The organism is Neisseria weixii (assembly GCF_002327085.1).
Classification (GTDB): domain Bacteria; phylum Pseudomonadota; class Gammaproteobacteria; order Burkholderiales; family Neisseriaceae; genus Neisseria; species Neisseria weixii.
The window spans coordinates 596,406-616,656 of record NZ_CP023429.1 but is presented as its reverse complement, the minus strand read 5'-3'; the positions used below and the strand labels follow the sequence as shown (position 1 = coordinate 616,656).

The 20,251-nt window shown below is 51.0% G+C and carries 17 protein-coding genes, 2 tRNA genes and 1 pseudogene; 14 read left to right on the top strand and 6 right to left on the bottom strand.

Annotated elements, in window-relative coordinates; all coding sequences use genetic code 11:
• Positions 1 to 104: 104 nt before the first annotated feature.
• The gene (locus CGZ65_RS03030) at positions 105 to 977 is read right to left on the bottom strand and encodes a YicC/YloC family endoribonuclease (RefSeq protein WP_232507498.1); all 873 of its coding nucleotides are present in this window, start codon (positions 975 to 977) and stop codon (positions 105 to 107) included.
• Positions 978 to 1,107: 130 nt separating this feature from the next.
• Here CGZ65_RS03030 and rph point away from each other — a divergent pair, with 130 nt between their 5' ends.
• From rph to CGZ65_RS03015, 3 genes are all read left to right on the top strand, one after another.
• Positions 1,108 to 1,833, top strand: a complete 726-nt coding sequence (gene rph, locus CGZ65_RS03025; RefSeq protein ID WP_096294769.1) for a ribonuclease PH — start codon at positions 1,108 to 1,110, stop codon at positions 1,831 to 1,833.
• A 62-nt stretch (positions 1,834 to 1,895) separates the two neighbouring features.
• Entirely contained in the window at positions 1,896 to 2,582 is a 687-nt protein-coding gene (pnuC, locus tag CGZ65_RS03020) for a nicotinamide riboside transporter PnuC (RefSeq protein ID WP_096294768.1), read from the top strand.
• Entirely contained in the window at positions 2,531 to 3,091 is a 561-nt protein-coding gene (locus CGZ65_RS03015) for an AAA family ATPase (RefSeq protein WP_096294767.1), read from the top strand. Before pnuC ends, CGZ65_RS03015 begins: the two co-directional genes overlap by 52 nt.
• Here CGZ65_RS03015 and CGZ65_RS03010 read toward each other — a convergent pair.
• Positions 3,080 to 3,343 carry a hypothetical protein gene (locus tag CGZ65_RS03010; protein ID WP_096294766.1) on the bottom strand — a complete coding sequence of 88 codons (264 nt, stop codon included), beginning with the start codon at positions 3,341 to 3,343 and terminating at the stop codon, positions 3,080 to 3,082. The genes CGZ65_RS03015 and CGZ65_RS03010 overlap by 12 nt on opposite strands.
• 7 nt (positions 3,344 to 3,350) lie before the next feature.
• Between CGZ65_RS03010 and CGZ65_RS03005 the strand changes: the two genes are divergently transcribed.
• Positions 3,351 to 4,571 (top strand): aspartate kinase, encoded by a 1,221-nt coding sequence (locus CGZ65_RS03005; protein WP_096294765.1) that lies wholly within the window; start codon positions 3,351 to 3,353, stop codon positions 4,569 to 4,571.
• Between the two features lie 72 nt (positions 4,572 to 4,643).
• Here the strand turns inward: CGZ65_RS03005 and CGZ65_RS03000 are convergent, their stop codons facing one another.
• The 3 genes from CGZ65_RS03000 to CGZ65_RS02990 all read right to left on the bottom strand — a co-directional run bounded on the left by CGZ65_RS03000 (position 4,644) and on the right by CGZ65_RS02990 (position 5,779).
• Positions 4,644 to 5,174 (bottom strand): hypothetical protein, encoded by a 531-nt coding sequence (locus CGZ65_RS03000; protein ID WP_096294764.1) that lies wholly within the window; start codon positions 5,172 to 5,174, stop codon positions 4,644 to 4,646.
• Between the two features lie 431 nt (positions 5,175 to 5,605).
• A tRNA-Glu gene (locus CGZ65_RS02995) sits at positions 5,606 to 5,680 on the bottom strand.
• Positions 5,681 to 5,702: 22 nt separating this feature from the next.
• Positions 5,703 to 5,779: transfer RNA gene (locus tag CGZ65_RS02990), tRNA-Arg, on the bottom strand.
• Between the two features lie 119 nt (positions 5,780 to 5,898).
• On the opposite strand from CGZ65_RS02990, the gene CGZ65_RS02985 reads away from it, so the two are divergent.
• Together CGZ65_RS02985 and CGZ65_RS02980 are read left to right on the top strand one after the other, a co-directional pair.
• Positions 5,899 to 7,290: a 3'-5' exonuclease family protein gene (locus tag CGZ65_RS02985; protein WP_096294763.1), complete on the top strand. Its 1,392-nt coding sequence runs from the start codon at positions 5,899 to 5,901 to the stop codon at positions 7,288 to 7,290.
• A 124-nt stretch (positions 7,291 to 7,414) separates the two neighbouring features.
• Positions 7,415 to 8,206: a Cof-type HAD-IIB family hydrolase gene (locus CGZ65_RS02980; protein WP_096294762.1), complete on the top strand. Its 792-nt coding sequence runs from the start codon at positions 7,415 to 7,417 to the stop codon at positions 8,204 to 8,206.
• A 9-nt stretch (positions 8,207 to 8,215) separates the two neighbouring features.
• Here CGZ65_RS02980 and CGZ65_RS12705 read toward each other — a convergent pair whose 3' ends face one another.
• Positions 8,216 to 8,401, bottom strand: coding sequence for a hypothetical protein (locus CGZ65_RS12705; RefSeq protein WP_157742688.1), 186 nt, complete (start codon positions 8,399 to 8,401; stop codon positions 8,216 to 8,218).
• 187 nt (positions 8,402 to 8,588) lie between these two features.
• On the opposite strand from CGZ65_RS12705, the gene CGZ65_RS02975 reads away from it, so the two are divergent.
• From CGZ65_RS02975 to CGZ65_RS13705, 8 genes and pseudogenes are all read left to right on the top strand, one after another.
• On the top strand, positions 8,589 to 12,260 hold the full coding sequence (locus CGZ65_RS02975; RefSeq protein WP_096294761.1) for a nitrate reductase subunit alpha: 3,672 nt from the start codon (positions 8,589 to 8,591) through the stop codon (positions 12,258 to 12,260).
• Positions 12,261 to 12,391: 131 nt separating this feature from the next.
• Complete coding sequence (narH, locus tag CGZ65_RS02970) at positions 12,392 to 13,948, top strand: nitrate reductase subunit beta (RefSeq protein WP_096294760.1); 1,557 nt, start codon at positions 12,392 to 12,394, stop codon at positions 13,946 to 13,948.
• Positions 13,948 to 14,607: a nitrate reductase molybdenum cofactor assembly chaperone gene (gene narJ / locus CGZ65_RS02965; protein ID WP_378595217.1), complete on the top strand. Its 660-nt coding sequence runs from the start codon at positions 13,948 to 13,950 to the stop codon at positions 14,605 to 14,607. The genes narH and narJ overlap by 1 nt, the downstream gene beginning before the upstream one ends.
• A gap of 13 nt (positions 14,608 to 14,620) precedes the next feature.
• A pseudogene (gene narI, locus CGZ65_RS02960) lies at positions 14,621 to 15,303 on the top strand (respiratory nitrate reductase subunit gamma).
• Positions 15,304 to 15,590: 287 nt separating this feature from the next.
• Positions 15,591 to 16,814, top strand: a complete 1,224-nt coding sequence (locus CGZ65_RS02955; protein ID WP_096294758.1) for an MFS transporter — start codon at positions 15,591 to 15,593, stop codon at positions 16,812 to 16,814.
• A 78-nt stretch (positions 16,815 to 16,892) separates the two neighbouring features.
• A complete protein-coding gene (locus tag CGZ65_RS02950) occupies positions 16,893 to 18,275 on the top strand; it encodes a NarK family nitrate/nitrite MFS transporter (protein WP_096294757.1) in 1,383 nt (460 codons plus the stop codon).
• Between the two features lie 84 nt (positions 18,276 to 18,359).
• Positions 18,360 to 19,880 (top strand): type IV pili methyl-accepting chemotaxis transducer N-terminal domain-containing protein, encoded by a 1,521-nt coding sequence (locus CGZ65_RS02945; RefSeq protein WP_232507497.1) that lies wholly within the window; start codon positions 18,360 to 18,362, stop codon positions 19,878 to 19,880.
• Positions 19,877 to 20,251 carry a sensor histidine kinase gene (locus tag CGZ65_RS13705; protein ID WP_232507496.1) on the top strand — a complete coding sequence of 125 codons (375 nt, stop codon included), beginning with the start codon at positions 19,877 to 19,879 and terminating at the stop codon, positions 20,249 to 20,251. The genes CGZ65_RS02945 and CGZ65_RS13705 overlap by 4 nt, the downstream gene beginning before the upstream one ends.

The following is a 20,251-nucleotide window of genomic DNA, read 5'->3' as shown; positions in this document are numbered from 1 at the left end:
AAAAAGCCGTCTGAATAGTTTCAGACGGCTTTTTGGTTAAATGTGAAACCGATGTCCAGAACAGCTTAAAACCCTTTTGCTACCCATAAGGCCGTCTGAAAATCCTATTCAATATTCTGTACCTGCTCGCGCATTTGCTCGATTAACACCTTTAATTCTACGGAAGCCTGTGTACTTTCGGCGGCGATGGCTTTGCTGCCCAAGGTATTGGCTTCGCGATTGAGCTCTTGCATCAAAAAATCCAAACGCTTGCCGACGCTGCCTTTGCTTTCGGTCACAATACGGCGCACTTCGCCGATGTGGGTGCGCAGGCGGCTGAATTCTTCATCGACATCGGATTTTTGAATAAACAGGGCAAACTCTTGCTGCAAACGGTCATTGTCGATGTTTGCCACAGCATCGGCCAAGCGTGTACGCACTTTTTCCATATGCGCTTCCAGCAGGTTTGGGAACAATTCGCTCAAAGCATCGACAATGCCTTCCATTTTTTCCAAACGGTCGAGCAGGTGGTCGGCCAGTTTTTTACCTTCTCGTTTGCGGGCGGCGGCAAACTCTTTTAAAGCCTGTTTCAACAAATCCTGCACGGTTTGCGCAAAAGCCTCTGAATCTTCGCTTTGGCTGGCCAATACACCCGGAAACTTCAAAATATCCGCCACGGTCAGTTTGCCTAAGCCGTCAAACTCATCACGCCATTTCTCATTTAAGTCGGCCAGTTGCGCCACTAATTCCTGATTCACTTCCAAGCCTTGCGTACCTTGGGCGATGTCTTGGATTTGAATGCGGCACTCCAATTTACCGCGCACGGCTTCGGCCGCAATCTGCTCGCGCAACGCGCCTTCCAAATGGCGCAAATCATCAGGCATGCGGAATTGCACGTCTAAATAGCGGTGGTTCACCGCACGGATTTCCAAATTAATGCGTTTGCTGCCACATTCACCGGCGGCGTTGGCAAAGCCGGTCATACTGCGAATGGCCATGGTTTTACTCCGTTTCTATATGAATTACGAGTGAAAGTGGTTTCAATATACCATAGCGACCCGGCAGATGATAGGCCGTCTGAAAGAAGCTGCTATAATCGCCCTATAGTTTTAATTAAGGAATGTTTCTATGACCCACCCTATCCGCACCAACCGCGCCGCCGACAGCCTGCGCAACATCCGCATCACACCGAATTTTCTGCCGCACGCCGACGGCTCGGTGCTTATTGAATGCGGCAACACCAAAGTGATCTGTACCGCCTCAATTGATGAGAACGTACCGCCGTTTCTGCGTGGCAAAGAACAAGGCTGGGTAACGGCGGAATACGGCATGCTGCCCGCTTCCACTGCTTCGCGTATGCGCCGTGAAGCGGCTTCGGGCAAACAATCGGGCCGCACACAGGAAATTCAGCGTTTAATCGGCCGCTCGCTTCGTGCGGTGGTGGACATGAAAAAACTGGGCGAGCGCCAAATCCTAATCGATTGTGACGTCATTCAAGCCGATGGCGGCACGCGTACCGCTTCGATTACCGGCGCATATGTCGCGCTGCAAATGGCAGTGAACAAATTACTTTCAGACGGCCTGATTTGCGAAACACCAATTCTCGAAGCGGTAGCTGCCGTATCTGTGGGCGTGGTGGCAGGGGTACCGCTGTTGGATTTGGATTATCCCGAAGACTCCGGTTGCGACAGCGATGTGAACATCGTGATGACTGCTTCAGGTAAAATCATCGAAATCCAAGGAACAGCAGAAGGTGCGCCGTTTACGCTTGATGAATTGGGCAAATTGATTGCCTTAGGCCAAAAAGGCATTGCCGAATTGGTACAACACCAGCTAGCTGCTTTACAGGCTTAATTCAGATAACAAAGCCGTCTGAAACTGTTTCAGACGGCCTCTTTATATATTTTTTACAATCAATGGATATTTTTCATTCACTTTTTGCGCAATACCAAGGTGTCGCTGCCGAACTGGTTGCATTGGAACTGGTCGCCGTAATCTTCGGTATGGTCAGCGTGTGGCTAATCCGCAATGGCAGCGTGTGGGGTTTTCCGGTCGGCATTGTCAGTACCGCGGGGTTTGTGTGGCTGCTGTGGGTTTATGCTCTCTACGGCGATATGCTGATTAATGCTTATTACACGGTTTTAAGTGTGTATGGCTGGATAAACTGGTCGAAGCGGCAGCAGGCAGATAAAACCTTCCGCATCTCCCCTTTTGTACACAAAGACTGGTTGGTCTGCATGGCTTTGAGCCTCTTCAGTGTGCTGTTTGTCGGCTTGGTTTACTGGTTCAAGCCCTACATCAACAATAGTTTTTCCTGGCAGGGTGTCAGCGCAGGATTTGCGCATTTCACATGGCCGGATTACACCGATATTTTCACGACCGCGCTGTTTCTGGTGGCCATGTGGCTGATGGCGGAAGGCAAAATCGCCCACTGGATTTTATGGATCATTGCCGATGCCGTATCGGTGCCGCTTTATTTCCATAAAGGGCTGACCTTCAGCGCCTTTCAATATATCGTGTTTACCCTCATCGCCATCAGCGGATATGTCTCATGGAAAAAAATCTCAGCCAAACAAACACAAGCCTCCACCGCGTTGCCGTAATCGGGCCGGAATCAACAGGCAAAACCACGTTATCGCAAGCATTGGCAGCGCATTTCCAAACCCATTGGGTACCGGAATACATGCGCGGCTACTGCCAAATTTTGTGGGATGAATCACGGCAAATCTGCCGCCAAGAAGATTTACTGCCGATTGCGCAAGGTCAAATAGAATCTGAAAACCGGCTGGCACAAATCACGCGTGATGTACTGATTTGTGATACTTGCCTGTGGGAATTGGTGGTATATGCCTATCTCTATTTTGGTGAATGTCCGCCCGATTTGGAAGCTGCCGCACTGTCTTCACATTACGACACTGTTTTACTGACCGATATTGATGTGCCGTGGGTAGCCGACGATTTACGCGATAAGCCGCAAGAACGCGAAAAAATATTGGCTTTATTCCAAGACTTCCTTAAGCGCAACCATATCGCGTTTACCCTCTTGAGTGGTTCGCATGAGCAGCGTTTGCAACAAGCCGTCGATCTGATTGAAAATGCTTTAATCAAATAAGTCATCAAAGGCCGTCTGAACATCATTTTTCAGACGGCCTTTGATGACTTTCCAGCCGCTATCATTCACACAAAAACAAATACTAACATTGTCAACAATGTTATGAAACTGCCCCATTTCACAAAGGGTTAGGCCATGAAGCTGAATTAATCTGGTTGCAATCTTGAATTTTATGTAAAAAATAGTAATAATAACCGAACTTTTCTCACCAACGCAGCAACAAACCGCTGCCCCAACTTCCAAAGAAAGCACGAAAAAAATGGCGTTAATCGTACAAAAATACGGCGGCACCTCAGTCGGTTCCGCCGAACGCATTAAAAACGTAGCCAACCGTGTTGCCAAAGCCCGCGCCGATGGCCATGACGTTGTTGTCGTGGTATCGGCCATGAGCGGCGAAACCAACCGCTTGGCCGCCTTGGCACACGAAATGCAAGACACGCCCGACCCGCGCGAGTTAGACGTCGTATTGTCCACCGGCGAACAAGTCACCATAGGTTTGCTGGCCATGGCCTTGAAAAACATCGGCGTGGATGCCAAGAGCTACACCGGCTGGCAAGTTGCTTTGAAAACCGACACCGCCCACACCAAAGCCCGCATCGAAAGCATTGATGACGAAAAAATGCGTGCCGACTTAGATGCCGGCCGCGTGGTGATTGTGGCCGGTTTCCAAGGCATCAGCAACGAAGGCAATATTTCCACCCTGGGCCGCGGCGGTTCGGATACTTCTGCCGTTGCCTTGGCTGCTGCTTTGAAAGCAGACGAATGCCAAATCTATACCGATGTAGACGGCGTGTACACCACCGACCCTCGAGTGGTGCCTGAAGCACGCCGCTTGGATACCATTACTTTTGAAGAAATGTTGGAACTGGCCAGCTTGGGTTCGAAAGTTTTGCAAATCCGCTCCGTAGAATTCGCCGGAAAATACAAAGTACGCCTGCGCGTATTGAGCAGCCTGCAAGATGGCGGTAACGGCACCTTAATTACCTTTGAAGAGGACGACAACATGGAAAGAGCTGCCGTAACCGGTATCGCCACCGACAAAAACCAAGCCCGCATCAACGTGCGCGGCGTACCTGACAAACCGGGCGTAGCCTACCAAATCTTGGGCGCGGTAGCCGATGCCAACATCGAAGTCGACATGATTATCCAAAATGTCGGCTCGGAGGGCACCACCGACTTCTCATTTACCGTTCCGCGCGGCGATTATAAAGCCATACTGAGCCTGCTGAACAACTTGAAGGACAGCATCGGCGCAGCGGATATCGATGGCGACGACACCGTATGCAAAGTTTCCGTAGTAGGCATGGGTATGCGTTCCCACGTCGGCGTGGCAGCAAAAATCTTCCGCACTTTGGCTGAAGAAGGTATCAATATCCAAATGATTTCGACTTCGGAAATCAAAGTATCAGTATTGATTGACGAAAAATACATGGAACTGGCTACCCGCATTCTACACAAAGCCTTTGAATTGGAAAAATAATTTTTCTGATTAAATAAAAGGCCGTCTGAAAGATTCATCTTTCAGACGGCCTTTTAGCATTGAATCAAACTATTATTTTTTCAAACGTGCCGTTGCTGTTTTATCCAATAAGCAACCGCGGGTCACGATTTGATCGACCACTTCGGCTTTGCCGTTGACTTGAGTCGTGCCACGGATTGTCAGCATACCGCCGTCAACTTTATCCACGTTGGCTGGTGTTGCTTTTTCGGCAAACCAAGCTACGTTTTCGCCCCAAAAGATATTCTGGTCGTTGGCACCGATTACGCGGAACAGATTCGGTGTCAGCTCGTTTTTAAAGCGAACTTGTGCCGCTACCAACTGATTGTTTTTCACACCATACATCACGGTCAGTTTCTCTTCACCTTTAGCGCCGCATTTATAGGCAACTTCTTTAGTTGAATCAATAGAATCCACTTTAACCGTTTGCGGGCCACTCGCAGCTTGTGCTTGCTGTTGCGCCGGTTGGGCTTGGGTTTGAGCCGGCTGCTTGGCAGGGGTCGGTTTGGTGCCGGTGCTACTACATGCCGACAAAGCCACAGTAGCCGCAAGAGCCGAAGCGATCCATTTCAAATTTGCATTCATGTGTTTACTCCTATTAATATGATTCTGATTAATGTGCCTGTCACCTTAGCAGAAAAAGCCGTATTTGTATTTGGATTTGAATGAAAATATCCAAACCTTGTCCCCACAAAACCAATTGGGCCAGCTACCATAAGAAAAATAAAACCACGAAAACAAGCCTCTAAACCAAGAATTTACATACGAAAAACTTAATTAATTTTAGTAAAGGTATATTTTACATAAATCATTTGACCCTAAGCTGCCTAAAAAAAGCTGAATTCAGACGATTTGGTAAAACAGTATGACATTAAAAATCATGTATGTATGCCTGTATTTAAAGATGTTTTTTCATGCAGTCTAAAAACCGGATTGACTAAAATGCATCGCTACAGCCTGAAAGAAATACAAAAAATTAAAGCCTTGCTGAAATCAGTAAGGCTTTAATCAAAATCTGGCACGCCCACGGGGAATCGAACCCCGGTTACCGCCGTGAAAGGGCGATGTCCTAACCGCTAGACGATGGGCGCGGAATAAAGGATTTTTCTTAGCTGGCGCACCCGGAGCGATTCGAACGCCCGACCCTCTGGTTCGTAGCCAGATACTCTATCCAACTGAGCTACGGGTGCGCTGCAAGAAAGATTTAAATTATAGGGATACGCTCAAAATCTGTCAAGCATTCAACTGGAAAAAAATCTCAAAAAGTGTAGAATGCGCGTTTGTTTGTTGAATTTACAGGAAAAGAAGAATGGCGCACGCTTCGCGTTGGCCGCGGTTGGCTGCTGCTTTTTCCCGCATAGGGTTGCCGGTGGCGGTGGTGGATTTGGAAACGACCGGCGGCAATCTCTACCAAGACCGTGTGACGGAAGTGGCGGTATTAAGTTTTGATAACGGCCAAGTCAAGCGTTATGAGTGGCTGGTCAATCCGCAGCAGCCGATTTCAAGCTTTATTACCCGCTTAACCGGCATTGATAATGAGTTGGTCAAAGATGCGCCGTTTTTCGGTCAAATTGCGGCCGATTTGCTGCCGCTTTTGCGTGGTACGCTGCTGCTGGCACACAACAGCCGCTTTGACTATTCTTTTTTACGGCATGAATTTCAACGCATAGGCATCGATTTTGCGGCACCGGCTTTGTGCACGGTGCAATTGTCGCGCCGCCTGTATCCGCAATTTCACAAACACAATCTCGACAGCATCATCGAACGTATGGGGATTTCGGTGGAAAACCGCCACCGTGCCATGACCGATGTTTTGGCTTTGGTGGATTTTTTGGAAAGAAGCTTGGAGGAAAAAGGCGAAGAAGAATGGCTCAATCACAGTCGTGCATTACTGAATCCGAAAATGCTTCCGACTTGGCTGCCGGATACATTGGCCGAACAGATCTACGCCCTACCCGACAGCGAAGGCGTGTTGGTATGGCTGGATAAATACGGTCAAGCACAAGCGCTGCAATCGCATACGCGCGCTTATTTTGAAGTGGCGGCCATGTTAAACGGCAAAAAAATTCCGAGTTTTGTACAAAGCGCGGTTTCGATTCATTTTATGCCGGCCATCGGGCCTGTGCATGCTTTGTGGTTGAAAGCGCAAGCCATGGTGCAATTTAATCTCAGCCCGTCGGAAACTTTTCGCACGTTTACCACGGTGCAATTTTCACCGGACGAACACGGCGTATTGCAGGCTCGATTAGTGCCGATGAGCAACGGCATTCACCCTCATCGCCCTTATGGTTTTTTCCTGCACAGAAAAGGCGCCAAACGCGCTTTGGCCGCATGGGCGCAGGAACACGGCCTTTGTCCCGATTCGCTGAATATCCTGCCGGAAACCCATGCCAAAAACGAACCTTGCCCGATTCAGGCCATCGGCCAATGCGACGGCTCATGCCAAAATGCCAACGGTGTATCGCAGCAAAACCGCCGGATCCTCTCGCTCGCGCCCTTGCTGCCGGTGGCCGATTGGGGCAGAGCGCACGAAATCGATATTCGCGAAACAGACAAATTATCCGGCCAAACGCTGACTTTCCGCTGCACTGCCAATGCCGTCGCCCTGCCCGACGGCCGCTGGTATTTCGATGACACACTGCCCGCTATTATCAAAGCCAAATTCAAACAAGGCAAAACCGTCATCAAGATTCTAAATTGAGTTTCAGACGGCCTTGGACGATGGTTTGAAAAACCCATCAATCTTTTCCCGTCCATAATATCGTCAAATGCAAGGAGTGTTATACAATAGGCCGTCTGAAACCATTTCCCCACGGCCTTTTCCCATGCAAAATCCCAAAATCGTTTTTTTCGATATCGACGACACCATTTACCGCAAATACACCGATACCCTACGCCCATCGGTCGGCGAAGCCTTGGCCGCCTTGAAACAGCGCGGTATCCTGACCGCCATTGCCACCGGCCGCCCGCCCGTTGCTATTCCTGCCAAGGTCAAAGCCTTGATTCAAGAAGCCGGCATCGATATGCTGGTGACCATCAATGGCCAATATATTGAGTTTCAAGGAAAAACCTTGCAACATTATCCGATAGCAGCCGCTGAAGCAGCCGCGGTGTGCGACTTTTTGGCTCAGCAAAACATCGCTTATGCGTTTGTAAACAATGCCGAAATCTCCGTTTCTGAAGAAACCGGATGGGCCAGAGAAGCTTTATCAAGAATTGTCTCGTCTTATCAAGTTGATGCCCATTATTACCGCCGGCAACCGGTGTATCAATTATTGGCTTTTTACACACAGGAACATGACTCGCCAATCGATGCCGCCGTTGCACAAATGGGTTTCAAAACCGTTCGCTGGCACGAAAACGCGGTGGATATTCTGCGTCAGGAAGGCTCCAAGGCGCGCGGCATTGGCCATGCGATTGGTAAGCTCGGCATAGACATGAAAGACGTCATGGCCTTCGGCGACAGCTTCAACGATGTGGAAATGATGCAGGCCGTCGGTTTTGGCGTGGCGATGGGCAACGGCGAAGAAAGCGTGAAGGCATTGGCCGATTATGTCTGTCCGAGCGTGGATGAAGACGGCGTGTTGCGCGGCTTGCAGGATTTGGGTGTCATTTAACCATATAGATTAATGCCGAACCCAAGATCCGGCTCCTTTGCTACCCGCCCTTTTCTCTCCGCCACTACCTACTAAAGTAGGTAGTGGCATTTTTATTTGTGATTGAACAACATTTTGTCCAATCACAGCTTTCAGACGGCTTTTTGTTGATTTTTCGCTGTTTAGCACGCTTTTTCTTTTAAACATAACTTTCATATTCACAATTCATTTGGAATAGCAAGCCATTTTTTATTCCTGACCATACCGCCGAAAGTCGGTTTTGGCTACCACTGTTTTATACCTTCCTCTCATGCTTTAAGCGCGTGGCGGTCTTTTACCTCACGATTTATATTGTTAATCGACAATAAAACATCCGGCAATCATCGCCAGTGAGGACACGACCATGAGCCATTTCTTAGACCGATTGAAATTTTTCACCCAAAAGCACGAAACGTTTGCCAACGGCCACGGCGCCGTGACCACGGAAGACCGTAAGTGGGAAAATGCCTACCGCAGCCGCTGGGCGCACGATAAGGAAGTGCGCTCCACCCACGGCGTGAACTGTACCGGTTCATGCTCGTGGAAAATTTTCGTGAAAAACGGTTTGATTACTTGGGAAGTTCAGCAAACCGACTATCCGCGCACCCGCCCCGACCTGCCTAACCACGAACCGCGCGGATGCCCGCGTGGCGCTTCGTACAGCTGGTATGTGTATTCCGCCCAACGCGTGAAATATCCGATGCTGCGCGGTGTTTTGGCACAAATGTGGCGCGATGCCCGTCAAACCATGCCGCCGGTAGAAGCATGGGCATCGATTGTGGAAGACCCTGCCCGCGCCAAAGCCTATAAAACCCAACGCGGCTTGGGCGGTTTTGTGCGGTCGACTTGGGACGAAGCCTACGAATTGGTGGCCGCGGCCAATGCCTACACCATCAAGAACTATGGTCCCGACCGCGTAATCGGTTTCTCACCGATTCCGGCCATGTCGATGGTGAGCTATGCCGCCGGTGCGCGTTATCTGGGTTTAATCGGCGGTGTGCCGCTGTCTTTCTACGACTGGTATTGCGACTTACCGCCGGCCAGCCCGCAAACTTGGGGCGAACAAACCGACGTGGCCGAATCGGCCGATTGGTACAACGCCAACTATCTTTTGGTGTGGGGCTCCAACGTGCCGATGACGCGTACACCTGATGCCCACTTCTACACCGAAGTCCGCTACAAAGGTACCAAAACCGTGGCCGTGTCTTCCGATTACGGCGAAATGGCCAAGTTCGGCGACATCTGGCTGGCGCCGAAGCAAGGCACTGATGCGGCCTTGGCGATGGCGATGGGTCATGTGATTTTGAAAGAATTCCATGTCGACAAGCCGTCTGAATATTTCCAAGACTATGTCCGCCGCCTGACCGACATGCCGATGCTGGTGCGCCTGAAAGAAGACGGCCGAGGCTTCCAGCCGGAATATTTCCTGCGCGCTTCCGCCCTTGACGATAATTTCGGTGAACAAGAAAACCCCGATTGGAAAGTATTGGCTTGGGACGAACTTTCAGACGGCCTGATGGCACCCAACGGTTCGGTCGGCTTCCGCTGGGACGGCAGTCAAAAATGGAATCTGGAAACACGTGCGCAAGGTCAAGACGTAAAAGCCGCCCTGAGCCTGAAAGAGCGTGCCGATGAAGTGGTCAATGTCGGTTTTACCTATTTCGGCAGCGACAACGACGAGCTGATTTACCGCAAAGTGCCGGCCAAACGCATTCAATTGGCCGACGGCGGCAGCGCCTTGGTGGCGACCGTGTTCGACCTGATGATTGCCAACTACGGTGTCGATCACGGCTTGGATGACCCGAATGCCGCCAAAGATTACAGCGAAGACAAACCATACACCCCTGCTTGGCAGCAAAAACACACCGGCGTCGATCCGAAACTGGTGATTCAAGTGGCGCGCGAGTTTGCCCAAAACGCACACGATACCGAAGGCCGCTCGATGGTGATTCTCGGCGCGGGTCTGAACCACTGGTACCACATGGACATGAGCTACCGCGGCATCATCAACATGCTGATGATGTGCGGCTCGATCGGTAAATCCGGCGGTGGCTGGTGTCACTACGTGGGTCAGGAAAAACTGCGTCCGCAATCCGGCTGGACACCGCTGACTTTTGCCCTCGACTGGCAGCGTCCGGCCCGTCAGATGAACGGTACCTCTTTCTTCTATGCCCACACCAGCCAATGGCGGCATGAGAAATTGGGCGTGAACGAAATTCTGGCACCGGGCTTCAGCGACAGCATGCCGAATATGTCGATGATTGATTACAACGCCAAAGCCGAACGCATGGGCTGGCTGCCTTCTGCGCCGCAACTGACGCAAAACCCGCTCGATGTGGTGGATGCCGCCGAAGCTGCGGGCGTGAATCCGGCCGATTATGTGGTCAACGGCCTGAAAGACGGCAGCATCGACATGGCTTGTAACGATCCCGACAACCCGCTGAACTTCCCGCGCAACCTGTTTGTGTGGCGTTCGAATATTTTAGGCTCGTCCGGCAAAGGCCACGAGTATTTCCTGAAATACCTGCTCGGCACGCAAAACGCAGTATTGAGCGACGAAGAAGGCTGCATCACGCCGTCTGAAATCACCGTGCGCCCTGCTGCGGAAGGCAAACTCGATTTGCTGACCCTGCTCGATTTCCGCATGAACACGACTTGCCTCTACGCCGATGTGATTTTCCCAACGGCTACTTGGTATGAAAAAGACGATCTGAATACCTCCGACATGCACCCGTTCATCCATCCGCTGACCGAAGCGGTGCAGCCTTTGTGGCAAAGCAAATCCGACTGGGAAATCTACAAAGGTTTGGCGAAAAAATTCAGCGAAATAGCCAAAGATTATCTGGGTGTGCGCAAAGACATCGTGCTGACCCCGCTCATGCACGACAGCCCGCAGGAAATGGGGCAGCCGTTTGACCCGAAAGATTGGAAACACGGCGAATGCGAACCGATTCCGGGCAAAACCATGCCGGCCATGACCGTGATCGAGCGCGATTACGGTGCGGTATATGACAAATTCACCTCTATCGGTCCGTTGCTGGAAAAAATCAACAACAACGGTAAAGGTTTGGCATGGCAAACCGGCCATGAAGTGGAATTCCTGCGCAAACTCAACGGTACACGCAGCGAAGGCGTGGGCAAAGGCCAGCCGAAATTGGAAACCGCCATCGATGCCGCCGAAATGATTCTGACCTTGGCACCGGAAACCAACGGCCATGTATCGATGAAAGCTTGGCAGGCTCTGGGCAAAGCCACCGGACGCGACCACACGCATTTGATTGCGGCGAGCGAGCATACGCAAATCCGTTTCCGCGACATCGTCGCCCAGCCGCGCAAGATTGTGTCCTCACCGATTTGGTCGGGCGTGGAAAGCGAAGAAGTCTGCTACAACGCCGGTTACACCAATGTGCACGAACTGATTCCGTGGCGCACCATTACCGGCCGCCAACAGTTCTACCAAGACCATCATTGGATGCGTGCGTTTGGCGAGCATTTATGTGTGTACAAACCGCCGGTGGATTTCAAAACCACGCAGAAACTGTTGGGCAAATACCCCAACGGCAATCCGGAAATCACGCTTAATTTCCTGACACCGCACCAAAAATGGGGCATCCACTCCACCTATTCGGAAAACATCCGCATGTTGACGCTCTCGCGCGGCGGCCCGCATGTTTGGGTATCTGAAGCCGATGCCAAACGCGCCGGTTTGGTGGATAACGACTGGGTGGAAGTGTTCAACGCCAACGGCACCATCGCTTGCCGCGTGGTCGTGAGCCAGCGGATTCCGGAAACCATGATTCTGATGTATCACGCGCAGGAAAAAATCGTGCATACCCCTGCGGGCGAAGTATCGAAAAAGCGTGGCGGCATCCACAATTCCGTGACCCGCACCGTGTTGAAACCGACCCACATGATCGGCGGCTACGCCCAACAAGCTTACGGATTCAACTACTACGGCACCGTCGGCTCCAACCGCGATGAATGGGTGATTGTGCGCAAGATGAACAAAGTAGATTGGATGGACGATCCGGCCTGAGTTTCAGACGGCCTTAAACCAAGCTTCAAGGCCGTCTGAACACACTTCCTGCACGCAAACATACCCATAAAAAATCTTTCAGACGGCCTCTGAAAAGGCCGTCTGAAACATAAAACACAAGGAACACCATTATGAAAATCCGAGCGCAAATCGGCATGGTTTTGAATCTCGACAAATGTATCGGCTGCCACACCTGCTCCGTAACCTGCAAAAACGTCTGGACTTCACGCGACGGCGTCGAATACGCATGGTTCAACAACGTGGAAACCAAGCCCGGTATCGGCTTTCCGAAAAACTGGGAAGATCAGGAAAAATGGAACGGCGGCTGGGTGCGCAAACCCGACGGCAAACTGGTACCCAAACAAGGCGGCAAGCTGAAGATTCTGGCCAATATTTTCGCCAACCCGAACATGCCGCAAATCGACGATTACTACGAGCCGTTTACCTACGACTACGAGCATCTGCAAAATGCGCCGAAAATGAAAACGCCACCGACCGCACGCCCTGTTTCCGTGCTGACCGGCAAGAAAATGGACAAAGTCGAATGGGGCCCCAATTGGGAAGACGACTTGGGCGGCGAATTTGAAAAACGTGCCAAAGACGTATTGTTCGAAGGCATTCAAAAAGACATGCACGCCGCATTCGAGCAAACCTTCATGATGTATCTGCCGCGCCTGTGCGAACACTGCCTGAACCCGACCTGCGTGGCCTCCTGCCCGTCGGGCAGCATCTACAAGCGCGAAGACGACGGTATCGTATTAATCGACCAAGACAAATGCCGCGGCTGGCGCATGTGCGTGTCCGGCTGTCCGTACAAAAAAATCTACTACAACTGGACCAGCGGCAAAGCGGAAAAATGCACTTTCTGCTACCCGCGCATCGAAAACGGCCAACCGACCGTCTGCTCGGAAAGCTGTGTCGGCCGTATCCGCTATTTGGGTGTGCTGCTGTATGACGCCGACAAAATCGAACAAGCTGCTTCAGTAGAAAACCCTCAGGATTTGTATGAATCACAACTGGGTGTATTCCTGAATCCGAACGATCCCGAAGTGCAACGCCAAGCACTGGAACAAGGCATCAGCCAAAGCTGGCTTGACGCAGCCAAACGCTCGCCGGTGTACAAAATGGCGATGGAATGGAAAATCGCCTTCCCGCTGCACCCCGAGTACCGCACCCTGCCGATGGTTTGGTATGTACCGCCTTTGTCACCGATCCAATCAGCCATCGAAAACGGCTTGGTCGGCGAAAACGGCATTATTCCGAGCGTGGACGAAATGCGTATCCCGCTGCGCTATCTGGCCAACCTGCTCACTGCGGGCAAAATCGAGCCGATTAAAGATGCGCTCGAACGCATGATTGCCATGCGCCGCTTCAAACGCGGCCAAGTCGTGCACGGCGAAACGCTGGAGCAAACCTTAGACGGTACCGGCCTGACTCCTGCCCAAGTGGAAGAAATGTATCAAGTGATGGCGATTGCCAACTATGAAGACCGTTTCGTGATTCCGACCAGCCACAAAGAAATGGTGGAAGAAACCTTCAACGAAAAAGGCTGCGGCTTTACCTTCGGCAACGGCTGCTCGGGAGGCGAAAGCAACGAAAGCCTGTTCGGTAAACGCAAAGCCGCACCGATTGTGTTCCACGGTTTGCGCAAAGACAACGAGAAAAACCGGGAAGAAGGAGTGCACTGATGAGCAACCCTTTGGTTTACAAATGGCTTTCGTCCTTGATGTGTTACCCCGAGCAAGAACTGATTGATTTCCTGCCCGAGTTTCAGACGGCCTTGAACGAATGGCCTGAATTAAATCCGAAACGCGAAGCATTACAAGCCTTTTTGGATTATCTGGGCAACACGCCTTTGCGCGAATTGCAGGAATATTATGTGCTGAACTTCGACCGCAACCGCCATCAGGCGCTCTATCTCTTCGAACATGTGTATGGTGAAGACCGCGACCGCGGCAGCGCGATGGTGGATTTAATCGAAGAATACCGCCGCCACGGCTTTGAATTGGGCGATGAAGAATTGCCGGACTACCTGCCTGCGGTGTTGGAATTTCTGTCGTTTATTCCGGAAGCGGAAGCACAAAAAATCCTCGGCGATGCGGTACACGTGATTGCGCATATTGCCGGCAAACTCGAAACCGCCGATTCGCCTTATGCAGCGCTGCTGCAAGCCGCAGTGGCGCTGACGCCGGTCGAACCGAAAGCCTTAATCGAACCGCCGGTGCGCGACATGGACGAAGCCATGGAAATGTTCGGCCCCGATATGGCCGGCATTGAGCCTTTGTTGAAACCGGCCATCGAAACCGTACAGTTTTACCCCAAGGGCAGCCTTGGCGCATACCCTTAAAGGAGGATAAATCATGAATACCTTCAATCAATTTTTCTTCGGCATTTACCCGTATATCTGTCTGGCGGTATTTTTCCTGGGCAGCTTGGTCCGCTTTGACCGCGAGCAATATTCGTGGAAAAGCGATTCCAGCCAATTGCTGTTTCACGGCCAATTGCGCTTGGGCAGCATTTTGATGCACGTCGGCATTTTGGCAGTATTTTTCGGCCACTTGTTCGGCCTGCTGACCCCTCTATGGTTTTGGGATGCCATCGGTGTGAGCCACGGCGCAAAACAGGTGTTTGCGATGGTGATGGGCGGCGTGTTCGGGTAATGGCGCTGGTCGGCCTGATTTTATTGATTTTGCGCCGTTTCAAAATCGACCGCATCAACGCCAACAGTTCTTGGCAGGATAAATTGGTGCTGGTTTGGCTCTTGATTACCTTGGTATTGGGCTTATGCACCATCTTTGTCAGCATGGGCCATCTCGACGGTCATGAAATGGTGAAACTCATGCACTGGGCGCAACACATCGTCACCTTCCGCGGTGATGCGGCGGCCTATCTGGCAGACGTGAATTTCCTCTTTAAGCTGCATATCTTCATGGGCATGACCTTCTTCTTCATTTTCCCGTTCACCCGTATGGTGCACGTTTGGAGCGGTTTTGCCAGCGTAGCTTATATCGGACGCGCATGGCAGTTGGTGCGCCGCCGTTAATCCCATCTTTCAGACGGCCTGTTTTGTGGTATGAGTTCAAGGATCAGGCCTCTTTGCAAGACTCGTATATTGCCGGAAACCTGCAATCCGTCATTCCCGCCTAGGCGAAAATCCGGATTCATCAGTTTCAGAAATACAGAGTTTATAAAGACAAAGCTCCGAATTCCCACCTACGCGGGAATGACGTGGATAGAGTTCTTGGTTTAAATTGGGGATTACCAAGATCTTTAGGCCGTCTGAAAACCAAATCTGAATTTGTATCAAACACTAAGAAAGGCAGGGGGACAATGGCCTCCGAAACGTATAAACGCTATTCCGTGCTGATTAGCAGCACTTTCGCATTCACCGTCTGCTTCATGATTTGGATGATGATGGCGGTGGTCGGCATTCCGGTAAAAAACGAATTGGGCTTGTCGGAAACCGAATTCGGTATTTTGGCGGCATTGCCAGTATTATCCGGCTCACTGATTCGCGTGCCGTTAGGCATTTGGACCGACCGTTACGGCGGCCGTATTGTGATGTTTGTGCTGATGATGTTGAGCGTGCCGGCTATTTTCCTGATGAAGTACGCCGATGCCTACTGGCAGTTTCTGATTATCGGCCTGATGATGGGTTTGGCCGGCGGTTCGTTTTCGGTCGGCACACCTTATGTCGCACGTTGGTTCCCGAAAGACCAGCAAGGCTTGGCAATGGGCGTGTTCGGTGCGGGTAATGCCGGTGCCGCGGTCAACAAATTCCTCGCTCCTGCCCTCATCGCTTACGGCACGTGGCATTTCGTGCCGACCGTTTACTCGGCAGTGATGCTGGGTACGGCGATTTTGTTCTGGTTCACCAGTTACCACGATCCGAAACATTTGGTGTCTTCCAACACCAGCCTCAAACAGCAATTGCTGCTGCTGAAAGATCCGGGCGTATTGCGTTACAGCCAATATTATTCGGTGGTATTCGGCGGTTATGTCGGTTTGTCGCTGTGGATGACCAAATACTACATCGACGAATACGGTTTGAGTATTCAGACGGCTGCGTTTTTAGCTGCCTGCTTCTCGCTGCCGGGTGGTGTGCTGCGCGCGTTGGGCGGGTATCTTTCCGACAAATACGGTGCCTATAAGGTGACTTGGGGCGTGATGTGGGTATTATGGGTATGTTTTTTCATCTTGTCTTACCCACAAACCGAAATGGTGATTCAGACGGCCAATGGCCCGATAAGCATGAGCATAGGTTTAAATGTAACCATATTTACCCTATTGATGTTTGCTGCCGGCATTGCGATGGCGGTGGGTAAAGCATCGGTATTCAAATTCGTGGCTAATGACTACCCCGACAACATCGGCGCAGTTTCCGGCGCGGTCGGCTTGGCCGGCGGCATGGGCGGTTTCTTACTGCCTATTATGTTCGGCGCGCTTTTAGATTTGACGGGTATCCGCTCGACAGCGTTCATGCTGCTTTACGGTACGGTGTGTATTTCGCTGATTTGGATGCACTTCTCGTTCAAAGGCAAACGCCAAGAATAAACCTTTTAAGTAAGGCCGTCTGAACGATTATCTTCTCTTTCAGACGGCCTTTGTCAAAATATCATAAGGAGCAACGCGATGTCGCGTTTAATTCAAGACTGGCGGCCGGAAGATTCTGATTTCTGGCAAAACAGCGGCAAGAAAACCGCTTCCCGCAATTTATGGATTTCCATTCCTGCGCTGATGCTGGCATTTGCCATTTGGCAGGTGTGGAGCGTGGCGGTGATTAATCTGCCGTCTATCGGTTTCCAATTCAATGAAAACCAACTCTTCTGGCTGGCGGCCATGCCGGCTTTGTCGGGCGCGACCTTGCGCATTTTTTACTCGTTTTTAGTGCCGATTTTCGGTGGCCGCCGTTGGACGGCGATTTCCACCGCCAGCCTGCTCTTGCCCGCCGTCGGTTTGGGGCTGGCCGTACAAAATCCCGACACCAGCTACACCACCATGCTGATTTTGGCTTTACTGTGCGGCTTTGGCGGCGGCAATTTCTCATCCAGCATGGCCAATATCAGTTTCTTCTACCCGAAAGCGGAAAAAGGCACGGCCATGGGTTTAAACGCAGGTTTGGGCAACTTGGGCGTATCAGTGGCGCAGTTTCTCGTGCCGCTGGTGATTACCGCCGCGTTGTTCGGCAACTTGGGCGGCGAACCGCAGACCTGGGTCAAAGACGGCGTAACCAAACAGATCTGGCTGCAAAACGCGGGCTTCGTCTGGGTACCGTTTATTATCTTGTCGACCATAGTCGCCTGGTTCGGCATGAACGATTTGGCCAGCGCGAAAGCCAGCTTCAAAGATCAGGCGGTGATTTTCAAGCGCAAACACAACTGGATTATGTGCATCATTTATTTGGGCACGTTCGGCTCGTTTTTGGGCTTTGCCGCCGGTTTCCCGCTCTTGACCAAAAGCCAGTTTACCGGCGTCGATCCGGTGAAATACGCCTTTATCGGCCCTTTGGTCGGCGCGCTGGTGCGGCCTTTCGGCGGCTGGTTGTCGGATAAAATCCAAAGCGGCGCGAAAATCACACAATGGGTGTTTGTCGGCATGATTATCGCCGTATTCGGAGTATTGTTTTTCCTGCCCGTCAACGGACAGGGCGGCAATTTCTGGGGCTTCTTCGCCTGCTTCATCGCCCTCTTTGCGCTGACCGGCATCGGCAACGGCTCAACCTTCATGCAGATTCCGATTATCTTCTTGATTCAGCAGCAGCGTTTGGCCGAACAAGGTATCATCAGCCGCGAACAAGCCTTAATCAACGCGGGTAAAGAAGGCGCGGCGGTGGCCGGTTTTACCGGTGCGTTTGCGGCTTACGGCGGCTTTTTCATCCCCAAAAGCTACGGCACATCCATCGCGCTTACCGGCAGCGTCAACATGGCTTTATACGGATTTATCGCGTTTTACGTCATTTGTCTGTTGCTGAATTGGTGGTATTACACCCGTGCGCAAGCGGAAGTGAAATGCTAGTCCAGTCATGTTTTTCAGACGGCCTTATGCACAGGCCGTCTGAAAATGATAAGATAGTGGGAAGTATCTGATCAATGACGAAATATGTTCCCACAACGCCTTTCCACCCGTTTGAAATTGTTGACGCTGCTGTGGCTGGTTGCAGCTACCGCGTCAATTGTATTGACGCTGGTTTTGTCGTGGCGTTTGGAAGGCGGTGCCGCCGCCATCAACGACACCGGCAGTCTGCGTATGCAGACTTACCGTTTGGGTCTGCTGCTGGAAAGCCGTGCACCGCAATCGAAAATCGACCGTTACATTGAAGATTTCGACCAAACACTTGCCAATTTGAGCAACGGCGTGCCCGAACGGCCGCTGTTTCTGCCTAATGACAAAGACGTGCAAGCCAATCTGGCTACTTTGAAGCACACTTGGGCTAACGATATCAAACCGTGGTTTCAAACCATTTCAGCTGAACGTTTGGCTTTCAATCGCAGTAAAATCCCACCTTTTATCCAATCCATCGATACTTTGGCTAAGTCGATTGAAATCGTCAACAACCAATACATCAATAAATTACGCCTTTTCCAATTAATGTTGCTGTGCATGGTATGCATAAGCTCGATCATTATGGTTTTACTGCTTTACCGCTGGATTATTCTCCCGCTGACCCATCTTCAAAACGGCGTGACTGCCATTCACGACGGCCAATTCGGCAAGCAAGTACCGATTGAAAATGTGACCGAATTTGCCGAAGTCGACCACGGCTTCAACCAAATGAGCACCCGTCTGCACAACCTTTACCAAAACTTAGAACAGCAGGTCGCGGATAAAACCCGCGATTTAGCACAGAAAAACCATACACTGGAAACGCTTTACTATTTCAGCCATTTATTGAGCCAAGCGCAGACCGTTGCCGAAGCTTCGGAAGGCTTCCTGAATAAAATCATGGATATGATTCCCGCCCAAGCAGGCAGCATCCGTCTGATTGATTTCCAGCGCAAACGCATGGATTTGATTACCCACCGCGGCCTACCGGAAAACCTCCAAACCGCCGAAGCCTGCCGCAAATTGGAAAAATGCACCTGCGGCGAAGCTGTAAACCAATCCGGCCGTCAAACGGTCAACTTCTACAAAACGCCGCCGCAAAATCACGAGGTGGCCGAGCCATTGTGCAGCCAATCGGGTTTTCACTTTTTACGCGTATTTAAAATCAGCAGCAACGGTGTGGATTTGGGCATGATGACGCTATACTTCAATCATGCCGGCGCAGACAACGGCGATGATCATTTGCTCGAATCCCTTTGCCAACAATTGGGCATCACCGTGAGCAATTTACGTTTGGGTATTGAAAATCGCCAATTGGCCGTTTTGCAAGAGCGTAATCTGATTGCGCAAGGGCTGCACGACAGCATTGCCCAAACACTGACCTTTTTAAACCTGCAAATCCAAATGCTCGACAAAGCCTTGAAAAAATCCGGCTTGAATCAAGATGCCAGGGTCAATGAAAAGCTGCAATTCATCAAAGAAGGCGTGCGGGAATGCTATGAAGACGTACGTGAATTATTATTAAACTTCCGCACTAAAATCACCACAACGAATTCAACGATGCAGTTGAACGTTTGATTGCCCGCTTCCGACAGCAAACACAAATCGACACCGTCACCGACTGGCAGGACAACGGCCCGCTGTTGACCTCCGAGCAGCAATTGCAGTTTATCTTCATTTTGCAGGAAAGCCTGTCGAATATCCGCAAACACGCGCAGGCGACACAGGTCAACGTTTCATTCCATAATCAAGACGATTTTGAAATGAAAATCGAAGACAACGGCTGCGGCTTTGATACCGCCGATTTAAATGATTTTGCCGAAAACGGACACGTCGGGCTAAATATCATGTTTGAGCGCGCGCAACGTATCCATGCTGATTTAAATGTAGCGTCCCAACCCGGCAATACCGCGATTTCACTGCTACTACCGAAAAAGAAAGAATTTTAG

Bases quoted from the DNA above. Each gene is read 5' to 3' on its own strand.
- CGZ65_RS12705 (WP_157742688.1), bottom strand. From the start codon at position 8,401: ATGAAAGTTATGTTTAAAAGAAAAAGCGTGCTAAACAGCGAAAAATCA.
- CGZ65_RS03005 (WP_096294765.1), top strand. From the start codon at position 3,351: ATGGCGTTAATCGTACAAAAATACGGCGGCACCTCAGTCGGTTCCGCC.
- CGZ65_RS02955 (WP_096294758.1), top strand. From the start codon at position 15,591: ATGGCCTCCGAAACGTATAAACGCTATTCCGTGCTGATTAGCAGCACT.
- pnuC (WP_096294768.1), top strand. From the start codon at position 1,896: ATGGATATTTTTCATTCACTTTTTGCGCAATACCAAGGTGTCGCTGCC.
- CGZ65_RS02980 (WP_096294762.1), top strand. From the start codon at position 7,415: ATGCAAAATCCCAAAATCGTTTTTTTCGATATCGACGACACCATTTAC.
- CGZ65_RS02985 (WP_096294763.1), top strand. From the start codon at position 5,899: ATGGCGCACGCTTCGCGTTGGCCGCGGTTGGCTGCTGCTTTTTCCCGC.
- CGZ65_RS02945 (WP_232507497.1), top strand. From the start codon at position 18,360: ATGTTCCCACAACGCCTTTCCACCCGTTTGAAATTGTTGACGCTGCTG.
- CGZ65_RS03000 (WP_096294764.1), bottom strand. From the start codon at position 5,174: ATGAATGCAAATTTGAAATGGATCGCTTCGGCTCTTGCGGCTACTGTG.
- narJ (WP_378595217.1), top strand. From the start codon at position 13,948: ATGAGCAACCCTTTGGTTTACAAATGGCTTTCGTCCTTGATGTGTTAC.
- narH (WP_096294760.1), top strand. From the start codon at position 12,392: ATGAAAATCCGAGCGCAAATCGGCATGGTTTTGAATCTCGACAAATGT.
- CGZ65_RS03030 (WP_232507498.1), bottom strand. From the start codon at position 977: ATGGCCATTCGCAGTATGACCGGCTTTGCCAACGCCGCCGGTGAATGT.
- CGZ65_RS03015 (WP_096294767.1), top strand. From the start codon at position 2,531: ATGGAAAAAAATCTCAGCCAAACAAACACAAGCCTCCACCGCGTTGCC.
- CGZ65_RS02975 (WP_096294761.1), top strand. From the start codon at position 8,589: ATGAGCCATTTCTTAGACCGATTGAAATTTTTCACCCAAAAGCACGAA.
- rph (WP_096294769.1), top strand. From the start codon at position 1,108: ATGACCCACCCTATCCGCACCAACCGCGCCGCCGACAGCCTGCGCAAC.
- CGZ65_RS02950 (WP_096294757.1), top strand. From the start codon at position 16,893: ATGTCGCGTTTAATTCAAGACTGGCGGCCGGAAGATTCTGATTTCTGG.